22 protein-coding genes and 1 other annotated feature are annotated in these 23,105 nt (G+C 46.7%); of the genes, 3 read left to right on the top strand and 19 right to left on the bottom strand.

Going from position 1 to position 23,105, the window contains the following annotated elements; all coding sequences use genetic code 11:
• Positions 1-94: 94 nt before the first annotated feature.
• From J7E85_RS12720 to J7E85_RS12670, 11 genes are all read right to left on the bottom strand, one after another.
• Positions 95-1,315 carry an MFS transporter gene (locus J7E85_RS12720; protein WP_215158307.1) on the bottom strand — a complete coding sequence of 407 codons (1,221 nt, stop codon included), beginning with the start codon at positions 1,313-1,315 and terminating at the stop codon, positions 95-97.
• 26 nt (positions 1,316-1,341) lie between these two features.
• Entirely contained in the window at positions 1,342-1,755 is a 414-nt protein-coding gene (locus tag J7E85_RS12715) for a hypothetical protein (RefSeq protein WP_215158305.1), read from the bottom strand.
• A 112-nt stretch (positions 1,756-1,867) separates the two neighbouring features.
• The gene (locus tag J7E85_RS12710) at positions 1,868-4,375 is read right to left on the bottom strand and encodes a WG repeat-containing protein (protein WP_215158303.1); all 2,508 of its coding nucleotides are present in this window, start codon (positions 4,373-4,375) and stop codon (positions 1,868-1,870) included.
• Between the two features lie 176 nt (positions 4,376-4,551).
• Positions 4,552-5,013 carry a DUF2269 family protein gene (locus J7E85_RS12705; protein WP_215158301.1) on the bottom strand — a complete coding sequence of 154 codons (462 nt, stop codon included), beginning with the start codon at positions 5,011-5,013 and terminating at the stop codon, positions 4,552-4,554.
• Complete coding sequence (locus tag J7E85_RS12700) at positions 5,010-5,636, bottom strand: TetR/AcrR family transcriptional regulator (RefSeq protein WP_215158292.1); 627 nt, start codon at positions 5,634-5,636, stop codon at positions 5,010-5,012. The genes J7E85_RS12705 and J7E85_RS12700 overlap by 4 nt, the downstream gene beginning before the upstream one ends.
• Positions 5,637-5,664: 28 nt before the next feature.
• Positions 5,665-6,117 (bottom strand): DoxX family protein, encoded by a 453-nt coding sequence (locus tag J7E85_RS12695; RefSeq protein WP_215158457.1) that lies wholly within the window; start codon positions 6,115-6,117, stop codon positions 5,665-5,667.
• 188 nt (positions 6,118-6,305) lie between these two features.
• Positions 6,306-7,553 (bottom strand): MDR family MFS transporter, encoded by a 1,248-nt coding sequence (locus tag J7E85_RS12690; protein WP_215158290.1) that lies wholly within the window; start codon positions 7,551-7,553, stop codon positions 6,306-6,308.
• Between the two features lie 339 nt (positions 7,554-7,892).
• Positions 7,893-8,297 (bottom strand): NUDIX hydrolase, encoded by a 405-nt coding sequence (locus tag J7E85_RS12685; RefSeq protein ID WP_215158288.1) that lies wholly within the window; start codon positions 8,295-8,297, stop codon positions 7,893-7,895.
• Positions 8,298-8,330: 33 nt separating this feature from the next.
• Positions 8,331-8,792, bottom strand: coding sequence for a DMT family transporter (locus J7E85_RS12680; RefSeq protein WP_215158286.1), 462 nt, complete (start codon positions 8,790-8,792; stop codon positions 8,331-8,333).
• Between the two features lie 39 nt (positions 8,793-8,831).
• Positions 8,832-9,533: a Crp/Fnr family transcriptional regulator gene (locus J7E85_RS12675; RefSeq protein ID WP_215158284.1), complete on the bottom strand. Its 702-nt coding sequence runs from the start codon at positions 9,531-9,533 to the stop codon at positions 8,832-8,834.
• Positions 9,534-9,585: 52 nt separating this feature from the next.
• Positions 9,586-10,011, bottom strand: coding sequence for a DMT family transporter (locus J7E85_RS12670; protein ID WP_215158282.1), 426 nt, complete (start codon positions 10,009-10,011; stop codon positions 9,586-9,588).
• 356 nt (positions 10,012-10,367) lie between these two features.
• Here J7E85_RS12670 and J7E85_RS12665 point away from each other — a divergent pair, with 356 nt between their 5' ends.
• Positions 10,368-11,231, top strand: a complete 864-nt coding sequence (locus tag J7E85_RS12665; RefSeq protein ID WP_215158280.1) for a pentapeptide repeat-containing protein — start codon at positions 10,368-10,370, stop codon at positions 11,229-11,231.
• Between the two features lie 112 nt (positions 11,232-11,343).
• On the opposite strand, the gene J7E85_RS12660 is transcribed toward J7E85_RS12665, so the two are convergent.
• The 6 genes from J7E85_RS12660 to J7E85_RS12635 all read right to left on the bottom strand — a co-directional run bounded on the left by J7E85_RS12660 (position 11,344) and on the right by J7E85_RS12635 (position 17,999).
• A complete protein-coding gene (locus J7E85_RS12660; protein ID WP_215158278.1) occupies positions 11,344-13,026 on the bottom strand; it encodes a glutamine--tRNA ligase/YqeY domain fusion protein in 1,683 nt (560 codons plus the stop codon).
• 78 nt (positions 13,027-13,104) lie between these two features.
• Positions 13,105-13,363, bottom strand: a binding site (T-box leader).
• Between the two features lie 88 nt (positions 13,364-13,451).
• Positions 13,452-13,940, bottom strand: coding sequence for a translation initiation factor IF-3 (infC, locus tag J7E85_RS12655; protein WP_076326055.1), 489 nt, complete (start codon positions 13,938-13,940; stop codon positions 13,452-13,454).
• A 41-nt stretch (positions 13,941-13,981) separates the two neighbouring features.
• A complete protein-coding gene (locus J7E85_RS12650; protein WP_215158276.1) occupies positions 13,982-14,746 on the bottom strand; it encodes a metallophosphoesterase family protein in 765 nt (254 codons plus the stop codon).
• 239 nt (positions 14,747-14,985) lie between these two features.
• The gene (locus J7E85_RS12645; protein WP_215158274.1) at positions 14,986-16,947 is read right to left on the bottom strand and encodes a M56 family metallopeptidase; all 1,962 of its coding nucleotides are present in this window, start codon (positions 16,945-16,947) and stop codon (positions 14,986-14,988) included.
• Positions 16,948-17,003: 56 nt separating this feature from the next.
• On the bottom strand, positions 17,004-17,387 hold the full coding sequence (locus tag J7E85_RS12640; RefSeq protein WP_483311314.1) for a BlaI/MecI/CopY family transcriptional regulator: 384 nt from the start codon (positions 17,385-17,387) through the stop codon (positions 17,004-17,006).
• Between the two features lie 171 nt (positions 17,388-17,558).
• A complete protein-coding gene (locus J7E85_RS12635; protein WP_215158272.1) occupies positions 17,559-17,999 on the bottom strand; it encodes a GNAT family N-acetyltransferase in 441 nt (146 codons plus the stop codon).
• A 282-nt stretch (positions 18,000-18,281) separates the two neighbouring features.
• Between J7E85_RS12635 and J7E85_RS12630 the strand changes: the two genes are divergently transcribed.
• Together J7E85_RS12630 and J7E85_RS12625 are read left to right on the top strand one after the other, a co-directional pair.
• Positions 18,282-20,228: a GTP-binding protein gene (locus J7E85_RS12630; protein ID WP_215158270.1), complete on the top strand. Its 1,947-nt coding sequence runs from the start codon at positions 18,282-18,284 to the stop codon at positions 20,226-20,228.
• A 226-nt stretch (positions 20,229-20,454) separates the two neighbouring features.
• Complete coding sequence (locus J7E85_RS12625; protein ID WP_215158268.1) at positions 20,455-21,324, top strand: cation diffusion facilitator family transporter; 870 nt, start codon at positions 20,455-20,457, stop codon at positions 21,322-21,324.
• Between the two features lie 414 nt (positions 21,325-21,738).
• Here the strand turns inward: J7E85_RS12625 and J7E85_RS12620 are convergent, their stop codons facing one another.
• Together J7E85_RS12620 and J7E85_RS12615 are read right to left on the bottom strand one after the other, a co-directional pair.
• On the bottom strand, positions 21,739-22,671 hold the full coding sequence (locus J7E85_RS12620; protein ID WP_215158266.1) for a helix-turn-helix domain-containing protein: 933 nt from the start codon (positions 22,669-22,671) through the stop codon (positions 21,739-21,741).
• A 300-nt stretch (positions 22,672-22,971) separates the two neighbouring features.
• Positions 22,972-23,105 (bottom strand): IS3 family transposase (locus J7E85_RS12615; RefSeq protein WP_215158454.1); only part of this gene is annotated, 134 nt, incomplete at its 5' end.

The raw sequence follows: 23,105 nt of genomic DNA, 5'->3' as shown, positions 1-23,105 counted from the left end.
ACATTTTGTCACTAAAGTGGAAATGTCATTCGAGGGATATTTTGCATATTACGATGATCCATTTATGTTCAAATATGATGTTCGCCGGTTCAAATCAAGCCTCGTTTTTCCTGCTTTGAGAAAGGATCCGGTTCACCTTCTCGGAGCTCACCAGCATGATCAGGGCAAACAACAGAATAACGACGGGTAATAAACCTATCGATATTTGAGCTGCAACGATACCAAACAGAGGGGGTAATATCGTGGTGCCGGTATAGGCAACAGCCATCTGATAACCCATGATTCTGGACGATTGGGCTTTGCCGAAGCGGGCCGGTGTTTCATGCAGCAAACAAGGGAATATGGGTGCAAGCCCGAGTCCGATAACAATGAGTCCGATGAGAGAAAGATAGGAATGCAGCGGCAGCAATAAGAGGACTGCACCGGCAATGGCCGTCACTTGCCCTGCACGGATGAGCGTCCGATTGTTCAACCTCAGCGTTACGAATCCTGTAATAAATCGGCCGAATGTGATGCCTCCATAATACATGGACACCCATACTGCTGCTGTTTCCGGAGGCAGATCTCGGGTTCCTACGAGAAAGCTCGCTCCCCATAAACCGACGGTCGCTTCCACTCCGCAATAGAACAAAAACGCCAACAGGGTTATCTTTACCCCTCTAATTTGGAGCGGTTTTCCGTGCTTCTGGACAATGGCTTCATCGCTGTTCGTTGATTCATTTCCCGTTTGTTCTTCAAACATGCCTTCGGGCTGCCGATGCTGACTTGCCACGATCCTCCAGAGTGGGAGCGTGAGCAGCAGGATGAAGACCAGAACGAACTGCAGCATGGATACGGTATAATATCCGTCTCTCCATGTATCGTTAGCACCCATGGAATAGGACATGATAATCGGCCCTAAAGTTGCGCCCACGCCCCAGAAGCAGTGCAGCCAGCTCATATGGTGGGCCTTATAATGGTTTGCCACATAATGGTTCAATCCCGTATCGACGGCCCCTGCGCCTAAACCCAGCGGAATCGCCAGCAGAATGAGCCAGAACAGCGATGGCGCATACGCAAAACCGAGCAGCGCACTCGCTGTCAACAAACAGCTGACAAGCGTAACCATACCCGTCCCGAAGCGTTCGATTACGCTCCCGCTAATCAAGCTGGATACAATCGTGCCTCCGGTTACGACCATCGATAGCAACCCTGCGGATTCGAAGGCAGCACCGATATCCGGCTGCATGGCCGGCCAGGCGACCCCGAGCAAGGAATCCGGAAGCCCTAAACTGATAAAGGCCAAATAAATAATTAGAAGAAAAAATGTTACCACAAATAATGGTCCTTTCTACGCTGTGATCATTCAGACAATGGGATGAAATAGGAAGTAATCTCCTTAATTTTGGCAGCATTAAGGGTGCTGCTAAACCGGTATACGTTACAAAATGCCAGGCGCTTCCGGTCATCGAATACAAGGATTCCGTCCGCTGCACCGGTGCTGCCGTGCGTTATCAGATGATGAATATGCAGTTCGGCTGTCTTGCCATACTTCACCTGACATAACGATTCAATCACTTGATCCTTCCCATGAACGATTCTTTCCCCAACGTAACTCATCTGAATCCCATCCGTGAAATTCTCATTCATAAATTGTGTATCCATGCCAGCCAAAGCGATGTGGAGTCTCTTCAGCAACTCCTTCTTCGGTGCGTTCCCGCAATCCTCCTCGCATGTGATAAGAAAATCTTCTTTGCCTGCAATACCATCTGACATAACCAAACCTCCTAGTTCCAGCTGCCGTATTTAAGGGGAGTTTTATCTATTCTAAACCTTGTTCGGTCATATGGAAAGATTCGACACGGCTTCAATTCTAGAAGATGGAAGGTTAGGAATGAAACGCCCTCCAGAACTCACCCTCGGTATCGATTATGTCCTTGATCTGGGCAAAAGGAATCGTGAACGTCGGAAAACCCGCTGCGTAAGGGGCGATCTCATACGGTGCAAACACCAGATGTAATGCGTCCCCGGTTACATAGAAGGGCTGGTTTGCTGCAATTCCCTTATAGCTATCTGGGAATACATACGAATACTGCGGATCCTCTTGAATCTGTTTACCAACAATGCGGCTGAGCTCCTTCACATAATCGCTGCCCGGCTTAAACAAGTCCTTCAATTCATACATCCTGCCGTTCTCAAGATTGACCACGGCGTAAACTTTCGTTGGCATGCCGTGTGCGGCACCAGAGGGATAGTTATAACCGTTCAACTCCAGTTCAAGCAGTTTCTGCTTGTAGAAAATGACGTCAAAATCGCCTGTATACGTATAATCAAGCTGTTGATTCGGAGGAATGAATTTCACCTGTGACATTTCTTTAAGCTTCGTATTCAGCGTGTGCTGAGCTGCTTGATCCCTTATTCCGTCGATCTGTGGGTAGTAGACTAAATAATCCGGATTAGGTTTATACTTTTCTTCCATTACCTTATAAGGTGGTTGCAGCGGAATCACCGTGTTCTGCTTCCATATGAGGTGACCCGACCGATCCAGGTAAGATAGACGCTGATCGACCAGGGCTTTAATTAGTCCGCCTGGTTCCAGCGTGAGCGAACCGCTGCCGTTCACTCGAGGATACCCCGGCGCCGCTCTGCCGGTTCGGTCAATAAAATACGTCTGCTTCGCATCATAAACCGAGGCCAATCCTCGCTTGTAATCAGAAACTTCCCGATATACAAAATCAGATAACCTCTTTCCATCCCAATCTGCAATGGCATACATCGAACCAATATAAGGCTGTTCAGGATTAATCGCACGCCCAAGCGCAAACCGGTCTTCATTCAAGTCCCGGATATCGTTATATTCCGGCTTGATTACCCACTCGCCCTGCTTATTAATGACGCCATACTTCGACTTGTAATCTTCTGCCGTGTTAACGATCGCTCTGTCATGATGAAAAGGAAATGCCGAAGTATAGGTCGGCGGAATGACGATGTTCCCCTGCTCATCGATATATCCGTATTTGCCAGTACTATCCTTCTGAAAGGCCAGCAAGCCATCGCCAGGCGGTCCGACGTAGGCGAACGGATAATTGGCCAATCGGCGTCCATAGAGATCAATGAGCGCGTAAAGATTGTCTTTTATTTTCACAACAGCTTTGCCATTGACAAAATCATTCGCTTCCTCATATTGCGCTGGGATCACCTCTTGGCCCGCGGAATCGAGGTAGCCGTATCGGCTGTTCGCTCCATCTCCACTGCCATTATCAGTTACATAATAAACCACCCTTCCTTCTCGAAGCCCTGCTATATACGGAAATCCTCGTCGTGTCAGCACTTCCCCTTGTTCGTTAATCATCTTAAAACCTTGATCATCGATCACGGTCGCTCGATGCTCCGAGAACGGGCTGATGGACTGATATATAGGCTTCACTACGAAACGGTCAGACCTGTCAATGAGGCCATACTTACCGTTCACGCCTACGATGGCAAGACCATTGTCCTGGAAATCCTGTGCATCATCATACTTTGGCTCAATGACCATACTTCCGCTACGATCAATGTATCCCCACTTCGTTCCGTCCGTCGTCTTCACGGATGCCGGAAATAAACCGGCATGCTGCTGCGGCTGCCCTCTGCCTGCTAGCATCTCCTTGATTCGCCTCTCAAGATCCAGCAGCGTTTCACGCGCCGGGTAGGGTTCTGCGAACGTAAGTGCTTTGCGGACCGACACAAGGGCCGCTTCCGGCATCCCGGCCCGATATTGTGCATCCGCCAGGTAATACCAGTAATAAGAATAATCCGGATGTTCTTGCGTCAATCTCTCGTAGTACCTTACAACGACAGGGAAATAATAGGGGTATACATCCGGTGCAGTCACTAACGCCCCTTGGCTCCATCTGACGACCTCGACTCGATAAGCTTCGCCTGTATCGTGAATCCAAAGCGCGATTTCAGCCTGACCATCCGGACCCGAAGCACCCGGCATATCCGCAATATCGATATAACTGTAATATATATCAGCTGGTGCGATATCTTGAAGGCCCTCTGGCGTCCAAGCGTAGATCGACAATTTTGACCAAATGGAACCGAGCTGCCAACCTACGATTAATTGATTCATACCTGGGTTCAACACAGGGGCCGCCGTCAATGAAGTAACCCCATATCCCTGCCCCAAGACGTTGGCAACGACCTCATATCCGCCATTGCGGTAAAGCAGCACAAATAAATAAAGCTCATGATTCAATCGGGACACACCGACAATCTCTGGGATGTGATCTCCCGTGATGTCGACTGCGACAACTGCAGGATGTTCTGCAGGCTTATCGATTCGTACAAGTTCAGCACCGTGCGGCAGATAGGCCATAGCGATTTGTGCCAGTTGCTGATCATTAACGGACATTTGGGCACCCTCCCTTATTCAGAGCTTTCTCGCCTAATCGTATGCAGACGATGGTTAAATATGCACCTGCGGGCGGGGCGGAGAGCATTTCTTAAGTCCCATGTTTCCATTGGCGGATGACCGCAAAACAAAAAAACGGCCTGATCACGTTAGGCAATCAGATCGTTCTCTTCACTTCAAAATGGTTTGCTGACCATGAAATACAAAATAACGACCTGCAGCAGCGTGGCTATCGTCCCGCCTACCGCCCAATACGCCGAAGCTCTTTTATAACCTGCTGTAATGACCCCATCCCTAATGGATTGTTTACTATGCCGAATCATCCCTTTTTGCAGCGGAATCAATAAACCACACCACAGGATCCCCGTCATACCAAACAAAATCAATGAAGCCATCAGCCAGCTCATTCCGCCCATTCCATATCCGGCTTGAACAGCCATCAAAACGCCTGAAATGATGATCAGCAGCAAACCTGGCAGGGTAAATACCATATCGGCTAACATGACATTCTTAACCGTGTTATGGATTTCTGCCGGATCCCCTTTCAGATCAGCTCTTACTTTCCAGAATGCCGCCGTAATGATATTGCCGAGGAATAACACACATCCGGCGATGTGCAGAAATAACCACAATGTCATAAGCCATCCTTCCCCTCTTCCCGGTGCCCGGGCCGAAGAATATCGATGATGAAATCCGCATATTCTTTCGTGCCGAATATATGACTATTTACGCCAATTAGTCCCCGCATCCGCAGTCCGAACGACAACAGCTCAAACAGTTCTGCCGTCCGTTCCGCATCGATGGTTTCCGGTATGACCCCCGCTTCCTGGCCTGTAACAATCCATTTCTTTGAAGTCGCTGTAGCTTCTCTATAGAAGCCAGCCACAATGTCGGCGATTTCGGGCTGATCGCTTTTGCCAATAAGGTACATTAAGATCAGGTTGCTCACATCGTCACGGCTTTCCAGTCTCGACATGCTGTTGGTAATGGTATTCATCGGTCCTTCAAACTGTTTAATGTCCCCTTGCTTGTTCACTTCACTCATGAACTGCTCGTTCTGCTCGGCAAGCTTAGCTCGTAATACGTGCACAAACAGCTCATCCTTACTTGAAACATAATGAAATATGGCCCCTTTGGACAAGCCCGAACGCTTCATGATGTCATTAAGGGTGGTTTGGCTGCAGCCTTGCTCCCTTATTAATTCTTCCGTGGCTTCAAGCAGTATTCGCTTGGTTTGCTCTCGTCTTTCTTCCTGCTTCATCTAATAATTCCTCCTTGATGATCATTGATTACCCCAGTGGTGGAAGCCATCCCGCCATGAGAACCGCTGCCAGGAACACGATTTGCAGAATCGTTCTCTGCCCGATTGGAGTGACCGGCTTGCCGCCGAGTGACAAATGGTGATTCGCCGCGTATACATTGGCAGGAAACATGGCTGCCAGCATCAAGGCGAGACCTGCAGATGCCAAAGCGGTGGTAGCCGGAATAAGGATGAGAATCGCGCCTGCAATCTCCAGCACCCCGGTGATGGTAACCATGAGCGCAGCTTTCGGTATTCCCGGCGGGATCATGGCAATCAGATCGGGTCTTCGTTTTCCCCAGTGGGCAGAAGCTGTTACCAGAAACAGGACCGCAACCGCAAACCTGAACGAAATGACCCAGTCATTCACATACTCCCAGCCTGCAAAACCCAGCGTCCGAAACAAAAGAAACGAAACCAACATGGCGACAAAGGGTATCATCAACTCCACCAACCTTCCGAATTTCGTAATCTCATTATATATACCGACCATCGGTTTGTAAATAAGAATTTCAAATCTATTCCTTTAAAGACTTCAGGCATGTTCAGTATCTTATTAAAAAAGAGAGCAAGCATGCGGCTGTGCTACAACCGGGCTTGCCCTCTTTTCTGCTTGATATTATAGGCCAGCTATGCTGCGTCTTTTTCTTCTACATACATTCTAAATAGCAGGATATACAGCGCCACACTGATTAATGCCGATAGCAAGATGATGCTGAATATACCCATAGGCGGCAGCCAAGTGGACAGAAATACCGTCATCGGAGCCAGAAATCTTCCGATCGTAAACTGTAAGCTGTCCGCTCCCATATACTGTCCTCTTGCATGCTCTGGAGCATAACGACTAATAAAGCTTTGCGTCACCGGGGAACGAGCCATTTCGCCGAAAGTGAAAATAATGGTTACAAAGAATAAGAACCAGATGTTCGTATTCAATCCGAGTGCAAAAGTACCTACTCCGGATAACAAGGAAGATAGTACGAATACATCACGCTCCTTCCAATTCCGAAGCCACTTGGTGACCGGGAGAATAAAGAGAACAAACAAGAGACCATTGAGCCCCAGGACCCACGCTAATATCTCCGTGCTCGATAGCATAAGGGAATGTCCGTTCCAGGAGAACAGCGCCTGGGATGGTACATAATCGATCACATATACCGCCAAATACAGATCCAGCTGCATGATGGCCACAAGGGCAAAAATCCCCGCCAGTATGTACACCAGGAACACTTTATCCCGAAAAATGATCCCATATCCCTTCCACTGTTCCTTGAATACTTGAAGAATCGACCCCGTTGCCTTTACACTTTTGGCAGGCCCCGGTAGGGTTTCATGAACGATGAAGTAAATCGCGATAAAATAAATCAGCAATACGAAAGAACAAGACCACAGAAGCTCTTGCCGATACTGAAAAAAGAAAATCGCACCGAGTGCCGGACCAAGCACGGCACCCAAGTTGTTCGCAGTCGTAAACGTTGCAAATACCTGCCGGCGTTCTTGAACCGGGACCAGATCGGCAACCATCGCGGAGCTGGCAGGTCTATAGATGGCTCCCCCGAATCCGATGCCGATAAAAGCGGCATAATCGATCCAGTGCGAAGGCGATAACGCGAACAGCGCAAACATGACTGTCTGCAGCGAGGCGCCAAGCAGCATGATGGGGCGGCGTCCCAGCCGATCAGCTAAAGCGCCGCCGAGCAAGCTGCCGATGATGCTGAATATCGGAGGAACCGTCATGAGGATTCCCGCGATATGATTGCCTAAAGCCGCTCCGAAATAAACCGTTATGAAGGGAAAGTACATCCAAAACAGCATATTGAACAGCGCTTCGCCCAATAATCGAACCTTTAAATTGTTATCCCATAATCGTATTTGCACAAGACTCCCTCTCTCTATCCGAACAGCACAAGTTATAAACCTTACAATATAGCACGTTCCCCGGCCGGGGTATTACAAACTATAAAACATTTCCCTGGCAAAATATAGACTTATAATGAGCGCTAAGTTATACTAATAATATGAAAGCCGAATATCGACCGATTTAATTTAGATGCTCCACAAAACGAACATTTGTTCTAAATAAAAAAGACGCTCCCTCGGGAGCGTCTTTTTTCGGTGCATGGATATATTGATGTATCCTTCCGTTGGATCAGCATGATATAGACTATACTCATCAGGTTGGAAGCCTGGATGCAGTCTGCTTTCCCTACCGGGGGCTTAATCAGCCAGCTTCTTCAATTCATGCAAATGATCGAAGATCATCTGGCAAACCTCAGAGACCCGGTCCCGATCCTTATACGTTAACCAAGCCAATTCTTCGATCTCTGAAGCCGGGCTTAGCTCTCCCTCATACTCCGCTGTGTAACAGGACATCGTTACTCGAACACCCTCCGATTTGCCGTGAGCGCCAGCCCGGAAGCTGCCTGCATTCGCCGCGGTCTCCGGTTTGATACGAACGGACAGCTCCTCTTTGATTTCCCGCACCAGCGTATCGATATCGGATTCTCCCGGTTCCCGTTTTCCTCCCGGCAGATAGTACGTATCCTTTCCTTTGGAACGAGCGCCCAATATGCGTCCGTCCACGATGTGGATCCAAGCGATTTTGTCAATCTCCGTTATCATACGGATTCCTCCCCTCATGTTATAAACTCCATGCTAAGCCGTCTCTTGTTGTTCCCGTTTTCCGCCTAATTTAAATACCAGTATCCCCCCGACAATGACAAGAACACCGATCAGCTGGTTCATTGTAAACGGAACCTTCTCTAACCCTAACCATCCCAAGGAGTCCCACAACAGTGCGAAACCGAGCTGCGAGGTCATGACAATCGAAATGGCGAATGTGGCACCCAGCAGCTTTGTCGCCTGCACCAGGCAAATCACCACGCCGACCCCAATCAACCCGCTAATCCAGTACCAAGGCTCCATGTTTCGAAGGGCGGCGAACGTCCCCTTGCCTTCTACAGCAAGACTCATGCCGAACGAAGCCACAAAGCCCATGCCTAACACCAACGTTGTTGTAGACCAGGAGCCTGTCTTCTCATTCACTCTATTATTGAAAATGTTCTGCAAACTAACCAATGAACCCGCGATTAGTGCCAATACCAATCCTGCTAACATGTTCCATCTCCTTACTTCATGTTTCATCATCACCGTGTGTTATTCTTCGTAAATATTGCCTCCCGCTACATTCGTTAACGCATCCCGGTCTTTAATCAGAATGTACCCCTTGTGACGCTCAATCAGCCCTTCCTGACTGAATTTCAAGATCACTCGGTTTAAATGCCGATAACTGGTTCCAAGTAAATTCGCGATATCGGTCAGGTTGAACGCGGCCGGGTTATTGGTAGCGAACATATCCGACTCCCCCTCCGAAACGGACAATAAATAGCTCGCCAGTCGTACCTCCACCGGATGCAGCAAATTGAAACTCATGAAATTGGATTTAATATAAAATTTTCGCGTAATGATCCGCAGCAAAAATTGAAGCAGCGGCGGATGCTCCTGTCCATATTTGCGAAGCCAGCGATAATGCACGCCGATCATATAGACAGGTGATACGGCCTGTACCGTATTGATCAACGGATTTCCTTGAATGTATTCAATATCTCCGATCACCTCAAGCGGTGTTTTGAAAGATAGCACAAGCGCTTTACCTTCCGCAGAGGTCGTGAAGATTTTAATCTTCCCTTGAACCAGGATGTACAGCATCTCGGCCGGTTCGCCTTGCGTGCAGACGATGTCGCCCTGATCGTAGTGATATAACACCATATAAGGCATTAAATTATCGTGAAATACGGACTGGATCTGGTTGCTCAGCAAAAAATGCTGCATGAGCTCCGCATTATGAATTTCCTTCACGTCCCTCTCTCCTTTCCTGAGCACTCCATCTAATGAACCGCTTGCTTTCACATTATAATTTGATAATCACGACACCAGCGATCATCATCCCAATCCCGATGAATTGAGGCAAGCTCATTCTCTTTTTCACCACGCCGAACCATCCGTTGCTATCAATCAGGAACGTTAAGAATAACTGGGCGATCAATAACGCGGATATCGTTAATGTGACACCGATATTCTGAATCGCGGTCACCTCACTGTATATAATGGGTGCCCCCAAGGCACCACCGATCAGATACAGCGGCTTCACTTGTCCAAATCCTTGTCTGCTTCCGTCGCGAACGAATAGCAGAATAATGAAGGCCATAATAAATCCGGTCAACTGCGTAACCGCGGCAGCTTGCCAGGTGCCCATATCCTGACTAATCCGGGCATTGGCCACACCTTGCAGCGTAATGCAGGCACCGCCAATGAATGCAAATAAGATTCCTCTCACGATACATACTCCTTCTTCTATAGGTCTGTATACTATTAAAAGTTAATTCCCCAAACTCAGGAAAGGACATATGTCCTGAAATGACGGAAATTCCAAATAAAGCGATGTCCATAGACACGAATTTCATTATATACTATCGGTTGGCTTTGCATATAACATACAAAAAGCTGCCGGAATTTCCTTGGCAGCTTAAGATGCATTATAGCATCGGGGGGTTATGATTTTAACCCATTCCCTCGGTATAAAACAGTTTAAACCAAGATTGCATCTAGGACTCTATGATCATTTTGTTTTAAAATATAACTAGATGTCACTCATTGACGTAACACCGACTTGGAAGGAGCTCCTCTAACGTTATGCTAGACAAACAAGAACAAGTCCCCGATGAACAGGGCGGATTACAATTACAAGCGGATTGCGAACGCTGCTTTGGATTATGCTGCGTCGCTTTACCCTTCGCCGCCTCCACGGATTTTGCCATGGATAAAGGCGGCGGAACCCCTTGTCACCATCTGCAATCCGACTTCCGCTGCGGTGTGCACAGCAGCTTGAGACAGCGAGGTATGAGAGGCTGCACCGTATACGACTGCTTTGGAGCAGGTCAAATGGTTTCACAGGTCACCTATAACGGACGCGACTGGCGGCAGGCCCCTGGGACAGCAAAAGAAATGTTCGACGTATTCCCGATCATGCGACAGCTTCACGAGCTGTTATGGTATCTGAACGAAGCCCTGACTTTGCAACCGGCTCAAGACATTCATACCGATTTGAGATTGTCGCTGGAAGAGACGCGGCGGTTGACTCAGCTTCCTCCCGAATCCCTGTTACGGCTGGATGTGGCAGCTCATCGGGCAGAAGTGAATCAGCTGCTTCTTCGAACCAGTGAACTTGTGCGGGATGATGCGCGCAAGAAGCATAAAGGGCCGCCCGTGCGTCAAAAGATCGGAGGACGCGGTGCTGACCTAATGGGAGCAAAGCTTAAGGGAGCAGACCTGAGATACGCCAATCTGAGAGGCGCTTATCTCATTGCCGCAGACCTCAGAGAGGCCGATCTGCGTGCTGCCGATCTGATCGGTGCCGATTTCAGGGACGCGGACCTTAGGGGGGCCAATCTAGCAACCAGCCTCTTCCTTACTCAATTCCAGGTTAACGCAGCGAAAGGAGACGCCAGCACCAAGCTGCCCCCCTCCTTATCTCGACCGGGACATTGGACGCGTTAACGCTCAATATATAGGATAGAACAGATGATGATTTACTAAAAACATCAAAAAGCCGGCAGCTAACTTGCTCCCGGCTTTTTGGTATTAGCCAAATGCTTCATACTCAACGACTTTAAGCGCGTTTCTTCCATGAATCCTTCAAAGGAACGATACGGTTGAACACCAGCCTACGTTCGGTCGTATATTTGGAATCCACGCAGAAATAGCCGTGTCTGATGAATTGGTACGTTCTGTTCATCGTCGCCTCCATCATGGAAGGCTCCAATATGGCGTTTTCGACTCGAATCAACGATGCGGTGTTCATCAGATTCTCCCAGACGTTATCCGATTCTGATAACTCGGCTGATTCCTTCAGCAGCTTATCATACAAGTGAAGTTCCGCCTGAATCCCGTGCTTCGCAGACACCCAATGCAGCGTTGCTTTCACCTTCCGCTCATTAAATCCGCTCCCGCTCTTCGTTAGTGGATCATACGTGCAGTGGATCTCCATGATTTCCCCCGTTGCTGGGTCTTTCACGACATGTTCGCATTGGATGAAGTAGGCTCCTTTCAGGCGCACTTCCTTGCCAGGGGATAACCGATGAAATCCGGGAACGGGCTCCTCCATAAAATCCTCTTGTTCGATGTACAGCTCTCGTGAAAAAGGAACCTCCCGCTCACCCAATGTTTCGTCACTTTCATGATTCGGTATGGTCAGCATCTCGGTGTAATCTTCCGGAACATTCGTAATGATCACCTTCAGCGGCCTCATGACGGCCATCGCGTTATAACACCGTTCCTTCAAGTCTTGACGGATATAATGATCTAGCATGCCCGAGTCCACCAGGCTGTTGCCGCGAGACGCCCCGAGTTCCCCCAGGAAACGCCGGATGCCCTCAGGTGTCACGCCTCGCCGCCGTAATCCTTTTAACGTTGGCAGTCTAGGGTCATCCCATCCGTCGACAAAACCTCCCTCCACCAATTCCCTCAGGTATCGCTTGCTCGTTACGTATCCCGAGATATTCAACCTTCCGAATTCCCGCTGCTTCGGAGGCTCCGTCACTTCCAGTTCCGTAAGCACCCACTCGTATAACGGGCGATGATCTTTAAACTCGGCTGAGCATAACGAATGGGTAATTCCTTCGATCCAGTCCTGGATCGGATGGGCAAAATCGTACATCGGATATACACACCACGTTGTTCCCGTACGGTAATGCTCCGCATGAATGATACGATACAGGACTGGATCTCTCAGGTTCATGTTAGGGGAAGACATATCGATTTTGGCTCGGAGTACTTTTTCCGATGGTTGAAATGCCCCTGCGATCATTTGCTCAAATAACGCCAAATTCTCCTCAATGCTGCGCTCCCGAAAAGGGCTATTGATGCCAGCTTCTGTCAGCGTCCCCCGGTATTCCGTCATTTGTTCAGGCGTGAGATCACAGACGTAAGCCTTCCCTTTAGCTATGAGTTTCTTGGCCGCTTCAGCGATTTGATGCGCATAATCCGACCCGAAATAAACGTCCGGCTTAAGTCCAAGCCACTGGATATCCTCCTGAATCGCATGCACGTATTTGATATCTTCCTTCAGTGGATTCGTATCGTCGAACCGAAGATTGAAAGTCCCATGGAACCGGCTGGCGATGGAATGATTGATGTAAATCGCATAGGCGCTGCCGATATGCAGATAACCGTTGGGCTCCGGCGGAAATCGCATAGCCACTGGCCTGTGGTACACGCTGTTGTCTACATCCTCTTTGATCATCTTGGTCAAAAAATCCACCGTTTCTTCTGCCTTGTTTTTGTTCTCGCTCATACCTGACTCCTCCTTACGTTGATTTTTTCTGCCGTAACTCCGTAAAAAACAAAAAAATCCCGTCTCCAAGACATAAGTCTTGGGGACGAGATTGGTTTCGCGGTGCCACCCCTATTCGCCGATATCTCTCGATACCAGCCTTATCAGGTACGGCCATCACGCGATCGCTTATACCCTAGCTCTGTAACAGGAGCTCCTGTCGCACCATCCCTTATCCATAAGTTCCGATGCGCCGCTCAGAGACTTGGTTCAATGAATGGCTTCCAACTCCTTTTCAGCTTACCGGAGCTCTCTGTGGGGATTCCTGCTCATCTACTCTTCTCTTCATGGCGTTTACAAATTTGATCCATAGTATCATCTAAATATAAAAAAGTAAACCATGGAACCTCACTAAAATGAAACGCCTGAATATGCGTTCCGTCAGCTTAGATCGGCAGCAGCTTCACGGTAGCCTGTTTGCCGCTGACCTGAATGCCCGTCTCCTTCTTGCCTACCTCAGCCAGATCTTGAACGAGTCGCTCAAGCAGCTTGCGAGCGGCTTCGCCCTCCTTGCCCTGAATACGAATAACGGGCTGGACAGCTTTGCCCGCTTCCAGCAGCTTATGCATTTGCGACAGCTTGGTGTCATAATCATGCTCTTCAATATGTACAGACAAGCGGAATTCCTTTACTTTCACCGGACTTGATGAAGCTGTCTGGCCCTTCTTCTCTATCACGGCCTCCTGCTTCGCCTGCCCCCGGCTGACGAGCTTGCAGGGCGGGGGACTGCTGAATAGCGAGGTACACACCAAATCGGCTTTGTGACTTTTCGCCAGCGCAAGCGCCTCATCCCTGGAGACGACTCCCAGATCTTCGCCGTTTAGGCCGGTCAGCTCTACTTCGCGAGCTTTTATCTTTTCATTCATAATTAACATGGTGGATAGATCCTCCTGTCGAGAGTATATATTCGTTTATTTTATTGCTCTTCCTCTACGTTCACATCTTTGTGCATGAACCGAACAATATGCGTTCGATATTCCTGCTCTTCCGTGATTTCCAGGCAGTTAAGCTGTTTACCGTACACGCACGCTCCATCGATACCGATTTTGTCCCCTTCTTCACAGAACCAAATCCCCTCCGAATCATGCAAGTTCATGGCCGGCGTATGCCCGAACACCACGGTTTTGTTAAGGCCTGTTGGATAATTATAGAACGGATCGCGAATCCAGATGAAATCATGATGAGGCTGCAACTTCCAGTCATCAACACCCGGATTGATTCCTGCATGCACGAATATGTGAGTGTCTGTTTCATAATAGAGAGCCAGCGTATCAAGAAAAGATAAATGATGCTCGAACTTTTTTTTAATATAGGCTTTACCTTCGTTATATCTGGCGCGTTCCATTTCACCCTCAAAAAAATCAGCGCCGCAGTAGCTTTCAATCGTATGTCGAGCTCCATTGCGAATCCAGCGTGAGTTCACTTCATCCGTATCAAGCAAAATGGCATCCAGCATCATCTGATCATGATTCCCCCGAAGAGTGATGGCACCTTCATCGCGCAATTCCATCACTTGCTCAATGACTTCCCTGCTTCTTAATCCGCGATCCACATAATCCCCGAGCAAGATCAGCTTGTCCTTATCAGGATTGTACTGCACGTCAGACAATAACTGATTGAATTCATCGTAGCAGCCATGAATGTCGCTAATCGCTAATATTCGAATCGTAGTCCCCTCCATTCCGAGCAACTTTGCTATTTAGGTATAATAGCATATTCTCCTTCATACCAACATGCAATTGAATTCGGAGCTACGCCTTGTGAGGAACCAAACTTCCTTTCTCTTGGCAAACCTCTGCTTTTGGTAAAAAAAAACACTCGTGTACAGTCCTAATTCATCCGCCTCCATAAAGAATCGAGCTAAAAAGCCATGCGTTCTGCCATAGGAAATGGTTGGACGCACAGCTTTTCTAATATAGCCTATTTTGAATAATCCAGATTATTTCTGTCGATAAAGTAAATCTCCCCATATTTATTATAAGAGACATGGATATTGAACTGACCCTCTTTACTGAACGTCGCTGTTCCAGGCACTTTCTTATGCATCGTCAAAGTATATTCGCCTAAGTCCACTTGAAACAATTCCGAAGCAATAGGAGCCGCTGTCTTGGTTAATTGTTCTGGCGTCATGCTAATGACTTTTTGCTCCTTCTCCACAGCCGTCTCCGAAATCGCAATTTGGCTAATCTCATACGATTCAGGGTGGTAATTCACGTGACTGCCGTCCTTGTACTGCAGATTGATATATCCCTCTTCGCCCGCGATCAGGCGGTGGGCAGCGATTAATTGATCTCCAGCCTGTTCCCGAAGGGTAGACAAGGCTGCTTGTCCCCGTTGATTCTGTTCTTCCGTCACATGGTCGGGATTCATCTCAAAGAATACCTGGCTAATCTCATCATTCGAAAATAATACTTCTGCAGGGCCGTCAACGAATCTGGTTTGAACCTCGTAGGAATAATCTAGTTCCGGATCAAATTCAATCACGCGATGAGCCATAAAGTCCGTTAGCCCTTCATATCCTTCATCCTTCAACGCCTGTTTGGCGAGGCCCAACATAGTTGAATCCACACTGTCCAGCGGCAAATCAATACCAAGTTTAACTCGTTCCAGCTTGCCTGTCTTCTCATTCACCCAAATATAGGTGTGCCCTGTACCATCACCGATGAATTCAAGGAACCACTGCTGGCTCTCAGGAACCGCACTCATTTCCTTCAGCGGGAGAGCCTTACCAAGATCATGCATCACATCGTAGATGGTCTGCTCAACCTCACCACGAATGGAAGAGTTAAGATCGGCAAGAATAGGAGCATTCTTTTTTTCCATCGCAGCTAGTTCTTTGACCAATGTTGGATTCATATGATCTGCTTTTGCATTGGTCAGTGATACAGTAGTCAGCAATATCATAGTTAATAATCCGACTACGGACCATTTATACGAATTTTTCTTAAACCTCGTTATCATTCTAATTCTCCTCTTAAGTTGTGATGAACCCATCGAAAAATTAGCGGATGCCAGCAGGCGTTGTGATCTTGATGATTTTTTTTCCAGCATCTTGACGATGGTATATCCGTACTCTCTTATTTCATCAGCACGGATATGTGAAATGGTAATAGCATCGCAGGAGATTTCCTGATCCTCCCGCATTTTTCGATAGGCCACCCATAGAATCGGATTAAACCAGTGTAGGAGCAGTTGAACGGTCATAATCCAATTGACAAGTATATCTCTCCGCTTGTAATGCACCAGCTCATGGAGGAATATGTAGCTCAGTTCCTTATCGCTGAAACCGTCCATTCCCGCATTGGGAAGCAGAATTCGGGGACGAAAGAATCCATACAGGGTAGGCCCTTTAACAGCATTAGTAACAAGCAACGGCAGACTGCGTTTCATACCAAGCTTCACTTTGCAATCCTCGAGCACGTGAACCCATTGGGAACTAGGGACTAGAGCATCTGTGGAGTCGTTCACGATACTTCGGTTAAACTTTCGGTTAACTTTGATCATATAGAAGGCAAATGTGATGACCCCCATTAACCAGATACCAAATATTATCAAATATTTCCATGGTATTGGGGGCCTTTCATCACTTGTCACATTGGATGGAGCCACTGTTTCCGACTCCAGGTTTCCAGATGCTAACGTCTCCTCCGCGGGTATTACTGGTCTAGTATTTTCAAGATAATCAGCTGTAATAATGATCCTGGTGCTCTGATGATCTGTAAATGAGAACACATTATACAGACTGAATTGACTCTCCGGTGCCCATGGCAACAGTAGTCTTATGATCAGAACCATCCACATTAGGTATTGCCACCGAAGGGGAACACGATTCTTCAGAGTAAATCGTAACGCGAAGATGATAACAACCATTACAGATGCCATGAATGAGTTCAAGGTTAACCAACCGATGAAGGAAGATACAAAATCGGAAACGAAATTCATGACTTCCCTTTCCGCTCATCCAGCATTTTTTTCAGTTCCTCAACCTCATCTTCAGTTAACTTCTCTTCCTTGAGGAAATTAACAAACATCGGTTTTAGGGCCCCGCCGTAAAGCCGCTGCAAGAATGAACTGCTTTCTGCTTTAATACACTCCTCTTCACTAACTAAGGGGAAATATGAATAGGTCTTCCCTTCTTGGTGAAATCCAATCGCTTCCTTCTTAAGCAGCCTGCTTATCAAAGATTTGATGGTTGCAGGCTTCCAATCCGAATTACGGCTTAATACTGCAATGACATCATTCGCTGTTGTCGGAGATTGGTTCCAGATCACCTTCATCACTTCCCATTCAGCTTCAGAAATCCGCGGAATTTTCTTCATCATTCATATCCTCCTACTTCAAATTACGCATGTAATCAATTGATGTTTATTAGATTACAGTTGTAATCGTTATTTGTCAAATCATTTTCGTCACTACCGCAAGATTAATTTTCCTCCTACGCAAAAAACCCGCACGACATGCGGGTTTTAAGATGAATGGGAGGGAATCTGATTTCATATAAAACTATATTTAGCCAACACGTCTCCCCAGGGGGCATACCCGGCTTCTTTAAATCCAATTTCGGAATATAGCCTTTTTGCACGCTCATTCTCGGGTTTGTAACATAGCATAACATCGTCCGTTGTATCCGGCGAGGTCCGAATCTCCTCGAGAACCAAACGAATCGCGGGTTTGGCATAATGCAGTCCCTGAAACTTACCATCGATCATAAACCGGTATATCCAGTAGTTATCATCGTGTGGGTGCAGACCATACATTACAAATCCGATCATCTCTTCATCATGGTAGATCGCACGCGTTTCGAAGCCCTCCATGAATTGAGCTTCCGCTATTGAATATAGATTGGGGGCAATCCACTTCTCCTGTTCAGGTCTCGGTTTAAGACGAATGCAATCCTCCCAATTGTCCTTATCTATGGCATGAAGTGTTATCAAATGCAAGACTCCTTCATATATGGTGTATGCCTTTATCCTAATCCAATGCCGACCATTTTTCACGGTATTAAATATGTAAATTCAAATATGACGCTGCACGTTGCCAGATAGAGAACAAGATAATGAATGATTATAAGCATTTATTACATATTCCGAATATCTCTTAATGGATAAACTAGAAGTAACTTTATTTTTCATGGAGGCGATTCTTTATGCGGCAATTCAACTATAACAACCAACGGAAAGGACAACTAACAATGAAACGAATGAGGGTTATTATATATGAAGAAAATATTGAATATTGGGGTTTTGGCCCATGTTGATGCCGGTAAAACCACACTAACGGAGCAAATCCTGTTTAGATCCGGAATTATTGATCAAGCGGGTTCCGTTGACCAAGGCAATACCATCACGGATTCGCTGGACATTGAACGGAGACGAGGCATCACGATAAAATCCGCTGCGGTATCGTTCATGCTGGGCGATCTAAAAATCAACTTGATTGATACGCCGGGACATGCCGATTTCATCTCGGAGGTCGAGCATTCACTAAGTGTGCTGGATGGCGTCATTCTGGTCATTTCCGCGGTTGAGGGCGTACAGGCCCAGACGCGGGTGCTCATGCAAACACTGAAAGAACAAGGAATTCCCACCCTTCTATTCATGAACAAGATCGATCGAATGGGCGCGAATTACGAGAAAGTCACTACCATGATACGTAATCTGCTGGATGAACATATTTGCGAGATGAGCTCTGTAACTCAGGAAGGCAGTACAGCCGTTCGGGTGGATGTGGCCGATCCCCATAACGCCGGGTGGGTCGAAATGTTGGCACTGACCAATGACGATCTACTGAACGACTATGCTCAGGATATTCCCATATCTCGCGAACGGCTGCAGGAAGAATTACACAGGCAAACCCAGCAAGGTAAAGTATACCCCCTTTTTGCAGGATCAGCAGCCAAAGGGATCAGCATCGAGCCGCTGCTTCATGCGCTTGGTGAATGTTTCCCCGTTAATGACGCCTCGGAGCTTCAGCATGAATCGTTATCCGGCTTGGTGTTCAAAGTAATCAAACTTCCGAATGGGGAACGTAACGTCTACCTCCGGCTGTTCGCCGGCAGTATCCAGGCGCGAGACGAGATTACGGTGATCACGCAGAACGGAAACACCACCATGTTCAAGGTAAAACACCTACATGCTCTCGATCATGGCAAATCCAGTTCGGTGAATCAGATCGATGCCGGAGACATTGCGATTCTCATTACCGATGAACTCAAGGTGGGCGACGTCATCGGTGCTGTTTCCGACAGGATGAAGCGGGTTCACTTTCAGAAGCCGCCGATTCAAGTCCAAGTCTCAGCCAAGAATCCTGCGGAGGAGCATCAACTTCACACAGCCTTAAGCGATCTTACTGAAGAGGATCCGTTCCTGCAATATATCCAGGATACAAATACCAAGGAACATATCATCCACGTATTCGGCAAAGTCCAGCAAGAAATTCTGCTGGAAACGATCCAGCAGCAATACGGCATCGAAGCTGTATTTTCAGCTCCGCGGGTCATTTGTATCGAGAAGCCTGTTGTGATGGGAGAGGCTGTTGAATATATGGGCGAGTGTCCTTTTTATGCAACTGTTGGCTTACGAGTCGAACCTGGCGAGAGAGGAACTGGACTTCACTATCGACTGGAAGTGGAGCTGGGCTCCCTCCCCTTATCCTTTCAGAAAGCGATTAAAGACACCGTGATTGAGGTGCTGCAGGAGGGGCTGTATGGCTGGTCCGTGACCGATGTGATCGTGACGCTGACGCATACCGGCTACGCAAGTCCGGTTTCGACGGCAAAGGATTTTCGCAGTCTGACCCCGCTCGTCCTCATGGCTGCGCTCAACAAAGCCGGAACGGAAGTATATGAGCCCATAAACGTGATCCAATTCATTCTGCCGGAAACCAGTTTGAGCAAAGCGTTATCCAGATTGGCGGCACTGGAAGGGACCTATCAGGAACCCACATTCCACAACCATGCCGTCCACATTCATGGTACCATCCCCGTGCGAACGACCGACTTGCTGAAAGCCGAAGTCCATTCTCTAACAAGCGGTGAGGGCATGCTCTCCGTAAAACCAGGAGGCTACGTGAAGGTGCAAGCCACCGTCCCTGAGAATAAACGGCGACAAGTCAACCCGCTAAACCGCGGTGAATATATGCTTCATTTGAACAAGATCATGTAAGAACATATGTATCAATCCATAGCGGTGCCGAGAGATGATCTCGCCCGCTATTTTGATGTGCTTAAAATCCTAGCGTCACTCTATCTTTCTTAGTCTGGTGCAACTCTTTTTGCCCCTTGTCACTTATTAAGTGATAGGAAAAAACGTTGCTCTAGACCCACCCCTGCTCTGCTTGGTAATATAGTCAGGTACTATTTTTTGGGCGTGCGGAAGGAGTCGGCTAGATTTGGAACAACAACGTTATCATGATTTAAAATTGGGTGAAAAAGGTGCCATCATCAGTATCATTGCTTATATCTGTTTATCTGCAATTAAATTATGGATAGGGTACACCGCGAACTCCGAGGCCCTGCGGGCGGACGGATTAAATAATGCTACAGACATCGTGGCATCCATTGCTGTATTGATCGGACTGCGATTATCGCAAAAACCTGCGGACCGGGATCATCCATACGGTCACTGGAAAGCGGAAACGGTAGCCTCTTTGATCGCCTCTTTTATTATGATGGCTGTCGGGATCCAGGTCTTGTTCGGGGCCGTCTCTTCCATGTTTGAAGGAAACCATGAATCGCCTGATCTCATATCCGCATGGACCGGCATTGTCTGCGCCATTGTGATGTACTTGGTCTACCGCTATAACAAGCGCCTGGCCACCAAAGTAAACAGCCAAGCCGTAATGGCAGCGGCCAAGGACAATCTCTCGGATGCCTGGGTCAGCATCGGTACGGTCGTCGGTATCATCGGCGCTCAATTTCATCTGCCATGGCTCGATCCGCTTACCGCCGTATTGGTAGGCTTCCTGATATGTAAAACCGCTTGGGATATATTCCGGGATGCCTCTCATCATTTAACCGATGGATTCGATGAGAACATTGTCAAAGACTACAAAGAAACCGTAAAACAAGTGGTTGGCGTTAAGGGTGTCAAGGACATTCGGGCAAGGAATTACGGCAGCAACACGGTTGTCGACATCGTCATCCTGGTCAGGTCGAATCTGGATATCCGGGTCGCCCATGATATATCTGACCAGGTAGAGCATGAATTAAAAGAAACACACGGCGTTTATGACGTACATGTTCATATAGAACCGAGTTAAACCTTCAGAATTACCAAGTGTCATAACCAACGAAGAAGGTCCGGCCATATTCCTATTGGCCGGACCTTTCATCGTCTATTCTGTATTTTCGATTAACTTTAGCGACGTGTCGTAGACTTAGCCTCGCAGGGTTATCTGCTGCTCATGCTTCTCCGAATAAGCTTCTGTAGATCAAGAGGCCTACAGGTATGACTGCGTTAATGCTATGTTATCTGCAGTTTTATACTTCTTTGACTACACAGTAAGCAAGTCTTTAATTAACCAGTCGTTGTAGTTTCCATCCTTCGAAACAAACCATACATTTGTGTATTTAGTTGGCTTATATATCATGTGGATTTATCTCTAAGGAAGTTACTCATTCCAAATATAGGAGAAGCGACTTTAAGGCCGAAAGCCTGACTGGGTTTCCGGCAGTTAGTCAGCGCAGATATCTCTGTTGTCTTTAATTACAGGCAATAAATAATCAAGAATTACTTTTTGTCCCTTTTCCAGTGGTGTGCAATATCTATCATACGTGTAAATATCACACCAATAAAAGTTCTCATGATCAATTTTATACCCTGTTTTCTCTATCGCTTCAGAACAAATAAAATATGCAGAATCAATAATATCATTAAGATTATCAGCTTCGATCCATATTTTCGCAACGGTTCCAGCGGATATATTCTCTGCATACATTTTTTCTGGAACAGATGCATCAAGCTCTACAAATTTACCTATGATGTATTGGAAATTATCTTCACCAACAAAATTACTCATATGTCCGAGTCCAATATAATTATCAATATCTTTGCAAATCCATTTCTCGATTTCAGAAAATCTGTCAAATAAGTTTTCGTTAAATGCTACGCCCCAGCATTCTTCCCCAGCTTTTTGAAATGAAGTCATTTTCATCATTCCTACAATTTTTCGAGGGCTATATTCTACATACTCTATTTTTTTTAGTTCTGCCATAATTCGTTTTCCTCCAACTATTCTTATGTTTGTAAAGGAGGCTCGAGGATATTCAATTAGCTTTACTCCGACCTTTCTTATACCAGATGGTGAAACCTTATGGTGCTGGTTGAATGCTCTTGTAAATGAGGCATGGGAATTAAACCCGTACTTCATAGCAATGTCAATAATTTTATCACTGCTATTTTTAATATCGTAGCCCGCTAAAGTCAATCGCCGTCGCCTTAAATATTCAGCTATTGTTATTCCTGTAATATATACAAAAATGCGTTGAAATAAGGGAGATGGACAGCATGCAATACTAGAAATGACACTATAATCGACTTCATCAGAGCTAGGAATTATGTTCTCCAGATATTCCACAACACCCTCAAATGCTTTAAAGTTATCCATTGGCCACCTCCTTCAATTTTAATTATAAGAATTTTTAGCTATATAACTTTACAAAAAATGAACGAATTATGTTAAGAAATAATCATGCACATCTTTAATTGTTGTCAGTAGATCTGATTCAATTACTTCAATCAAACTTGAATTCACTTCAACGTCTCTCAATACATTTGTATAACTTATGTCTAGTTCAACCATATTGAAGTAGTAAATTCCCTTTACTATGAACTTATGATGTAAAATTCAACTTATCTAGGAAAATTGCATCTCGACCTGAGATTATACTGGACTGTCAACAGTAAATCAGACAATCTTTTTAAGGGCTGTAGCTTTGTACTGAACTGGCGTCATGTATCCTAATGTGCCATGAATGCGATGCTTGTTGAACCAGTTCACATAATCATATAATTCAAGCTTTAGATGGCGAAGACTCTGGA

The sequence above is a fragment of the Paenibacillus sp. ISL-20 genome (assembly GCF_018613005.1).
Taxonomy (GTDB): Bacteria; Bacillota; Bacilli; order Paenibacillales; family Paenibacillaceae; genus Paenibacillus_AQ.
Note: the sequence above shows the minus strand (reverse complement) of the source record. Positions and strands in the feature narration are given on the sequence as shown.

What these genes read in the sequence shown, in the direction of transcription:
- J7E85_RS12715 (WP_215158305.1), bottom strand. Translation starts at nt 1,755, where the DNA reads ATGTCAGATGGTATTGCAGGCAAAGAAGATTTTCTTATCACATGCGAG.
- J7E85_RS12695 (WP_215158457.1), bottom strand. Translation starts at nt 6,117, where the DNA reads ATGATACCCTTTGTCGCCATGTTGGTTTCGTTTCTTTTGTTTCGGACG.
- J7E85_RS12650 (WP_215158276.1), bottom strand. Translation starts at nt 14,746, where the DNA reads ATGGAGGGGACTACGATTCGAATATTAGCGATTAGCGACATTCATGGC.
- J7E85_RS12620 (WP_215158266.1), bottom strand. Translation starts at nt 22,671, where the DNA reads ATGGATAACTTTAAAGCATTTGAGGGTGTTGTGGAATATCTGGAGAAC.
- J7E85_RS12680 (WP_215158286.1), bottom strand. Translation starts at nt 8,792, where the DNA reads ATGTTAGCAGGATTGGTATTGGCACTAATCGCGGGTTCATTGGTTAGT.
- J7E85_RS12705 (WP_215158301.1), bottom strand. Translation starts at nt 5,013, where the DNA reads ATGACATTGTGGTTATTTCTGCACATCGCCGGATGTGTGTTATTCCTC.
- J7E85_RS12640 (WP_483311314.1), bottom strand. Translation starts at nt 17,387, where the DNA reads ATGATGAAGAAAATTCCGCGGATTTCTGAAGCTGAATGGGAAGTGATG.
- J7E85_RS12700 (WP_215158292.1), bottom strand. Translation starts at nt 5,636, where the DNA reads ATGAAGCAGGAAGAAAGACGAGAGCAAACCAAGCGAATACTGCTTGAA.
- J7E85_RS12710 (WP_215158303.1), bottom strand. Translation starts at nt 4,375, where the DNA reads ATGTCCGTTAATGATCAGCAACTGGCACAAATCGCTATGGCCTATCTG.
- infC (WP_076326055.1), bottom strand. Translation starts at nt 13,940, where the DNA reads ATGTTAATTATGAATGAAAAGATAAAAGCTCGCGAAGTAGAGCTGACC.
- J7E85_RS12630 (WP_215158270.1), top strand. Translation starts at nt 18,282, where the DNA reads ATGAAGAAAATATTGAATATTGGGGTTTTGGCCCATGTTGATGCCGGT.
- J7E85_RS12685 (WP_215158288.1), bottom strand. Translation starts at nt 8,297, where the DNA reads ATGATAACGGAGATTGACAAAATCGCTTGGATCCACATCGTGGACGGA.
- J7E85_RS12665 (WP_215158280.1), top strand. Translation starts at nt 10,368, where the DNA reads ATGCTAGACAAACAAGAACAAGTCCCCGATGAACAGGGCGGATTACAA.
- J7E85_RS12660 (WP_215158278.1), bottom strand. Translation starts at nt 13,026, where the DNA reads ATGAGCGAGAACAAAAACAAGGCAGAAGAAACGGTGGATTTTTTGACC.
- J7E85_RS12645 (WP_215158274.1), bottom strand. Translation starts at nt 16,947, where the DNA reads ATGGCATCTGTAATGGTTGTTATCATCTTCGCGTTACGATTTACTCTG.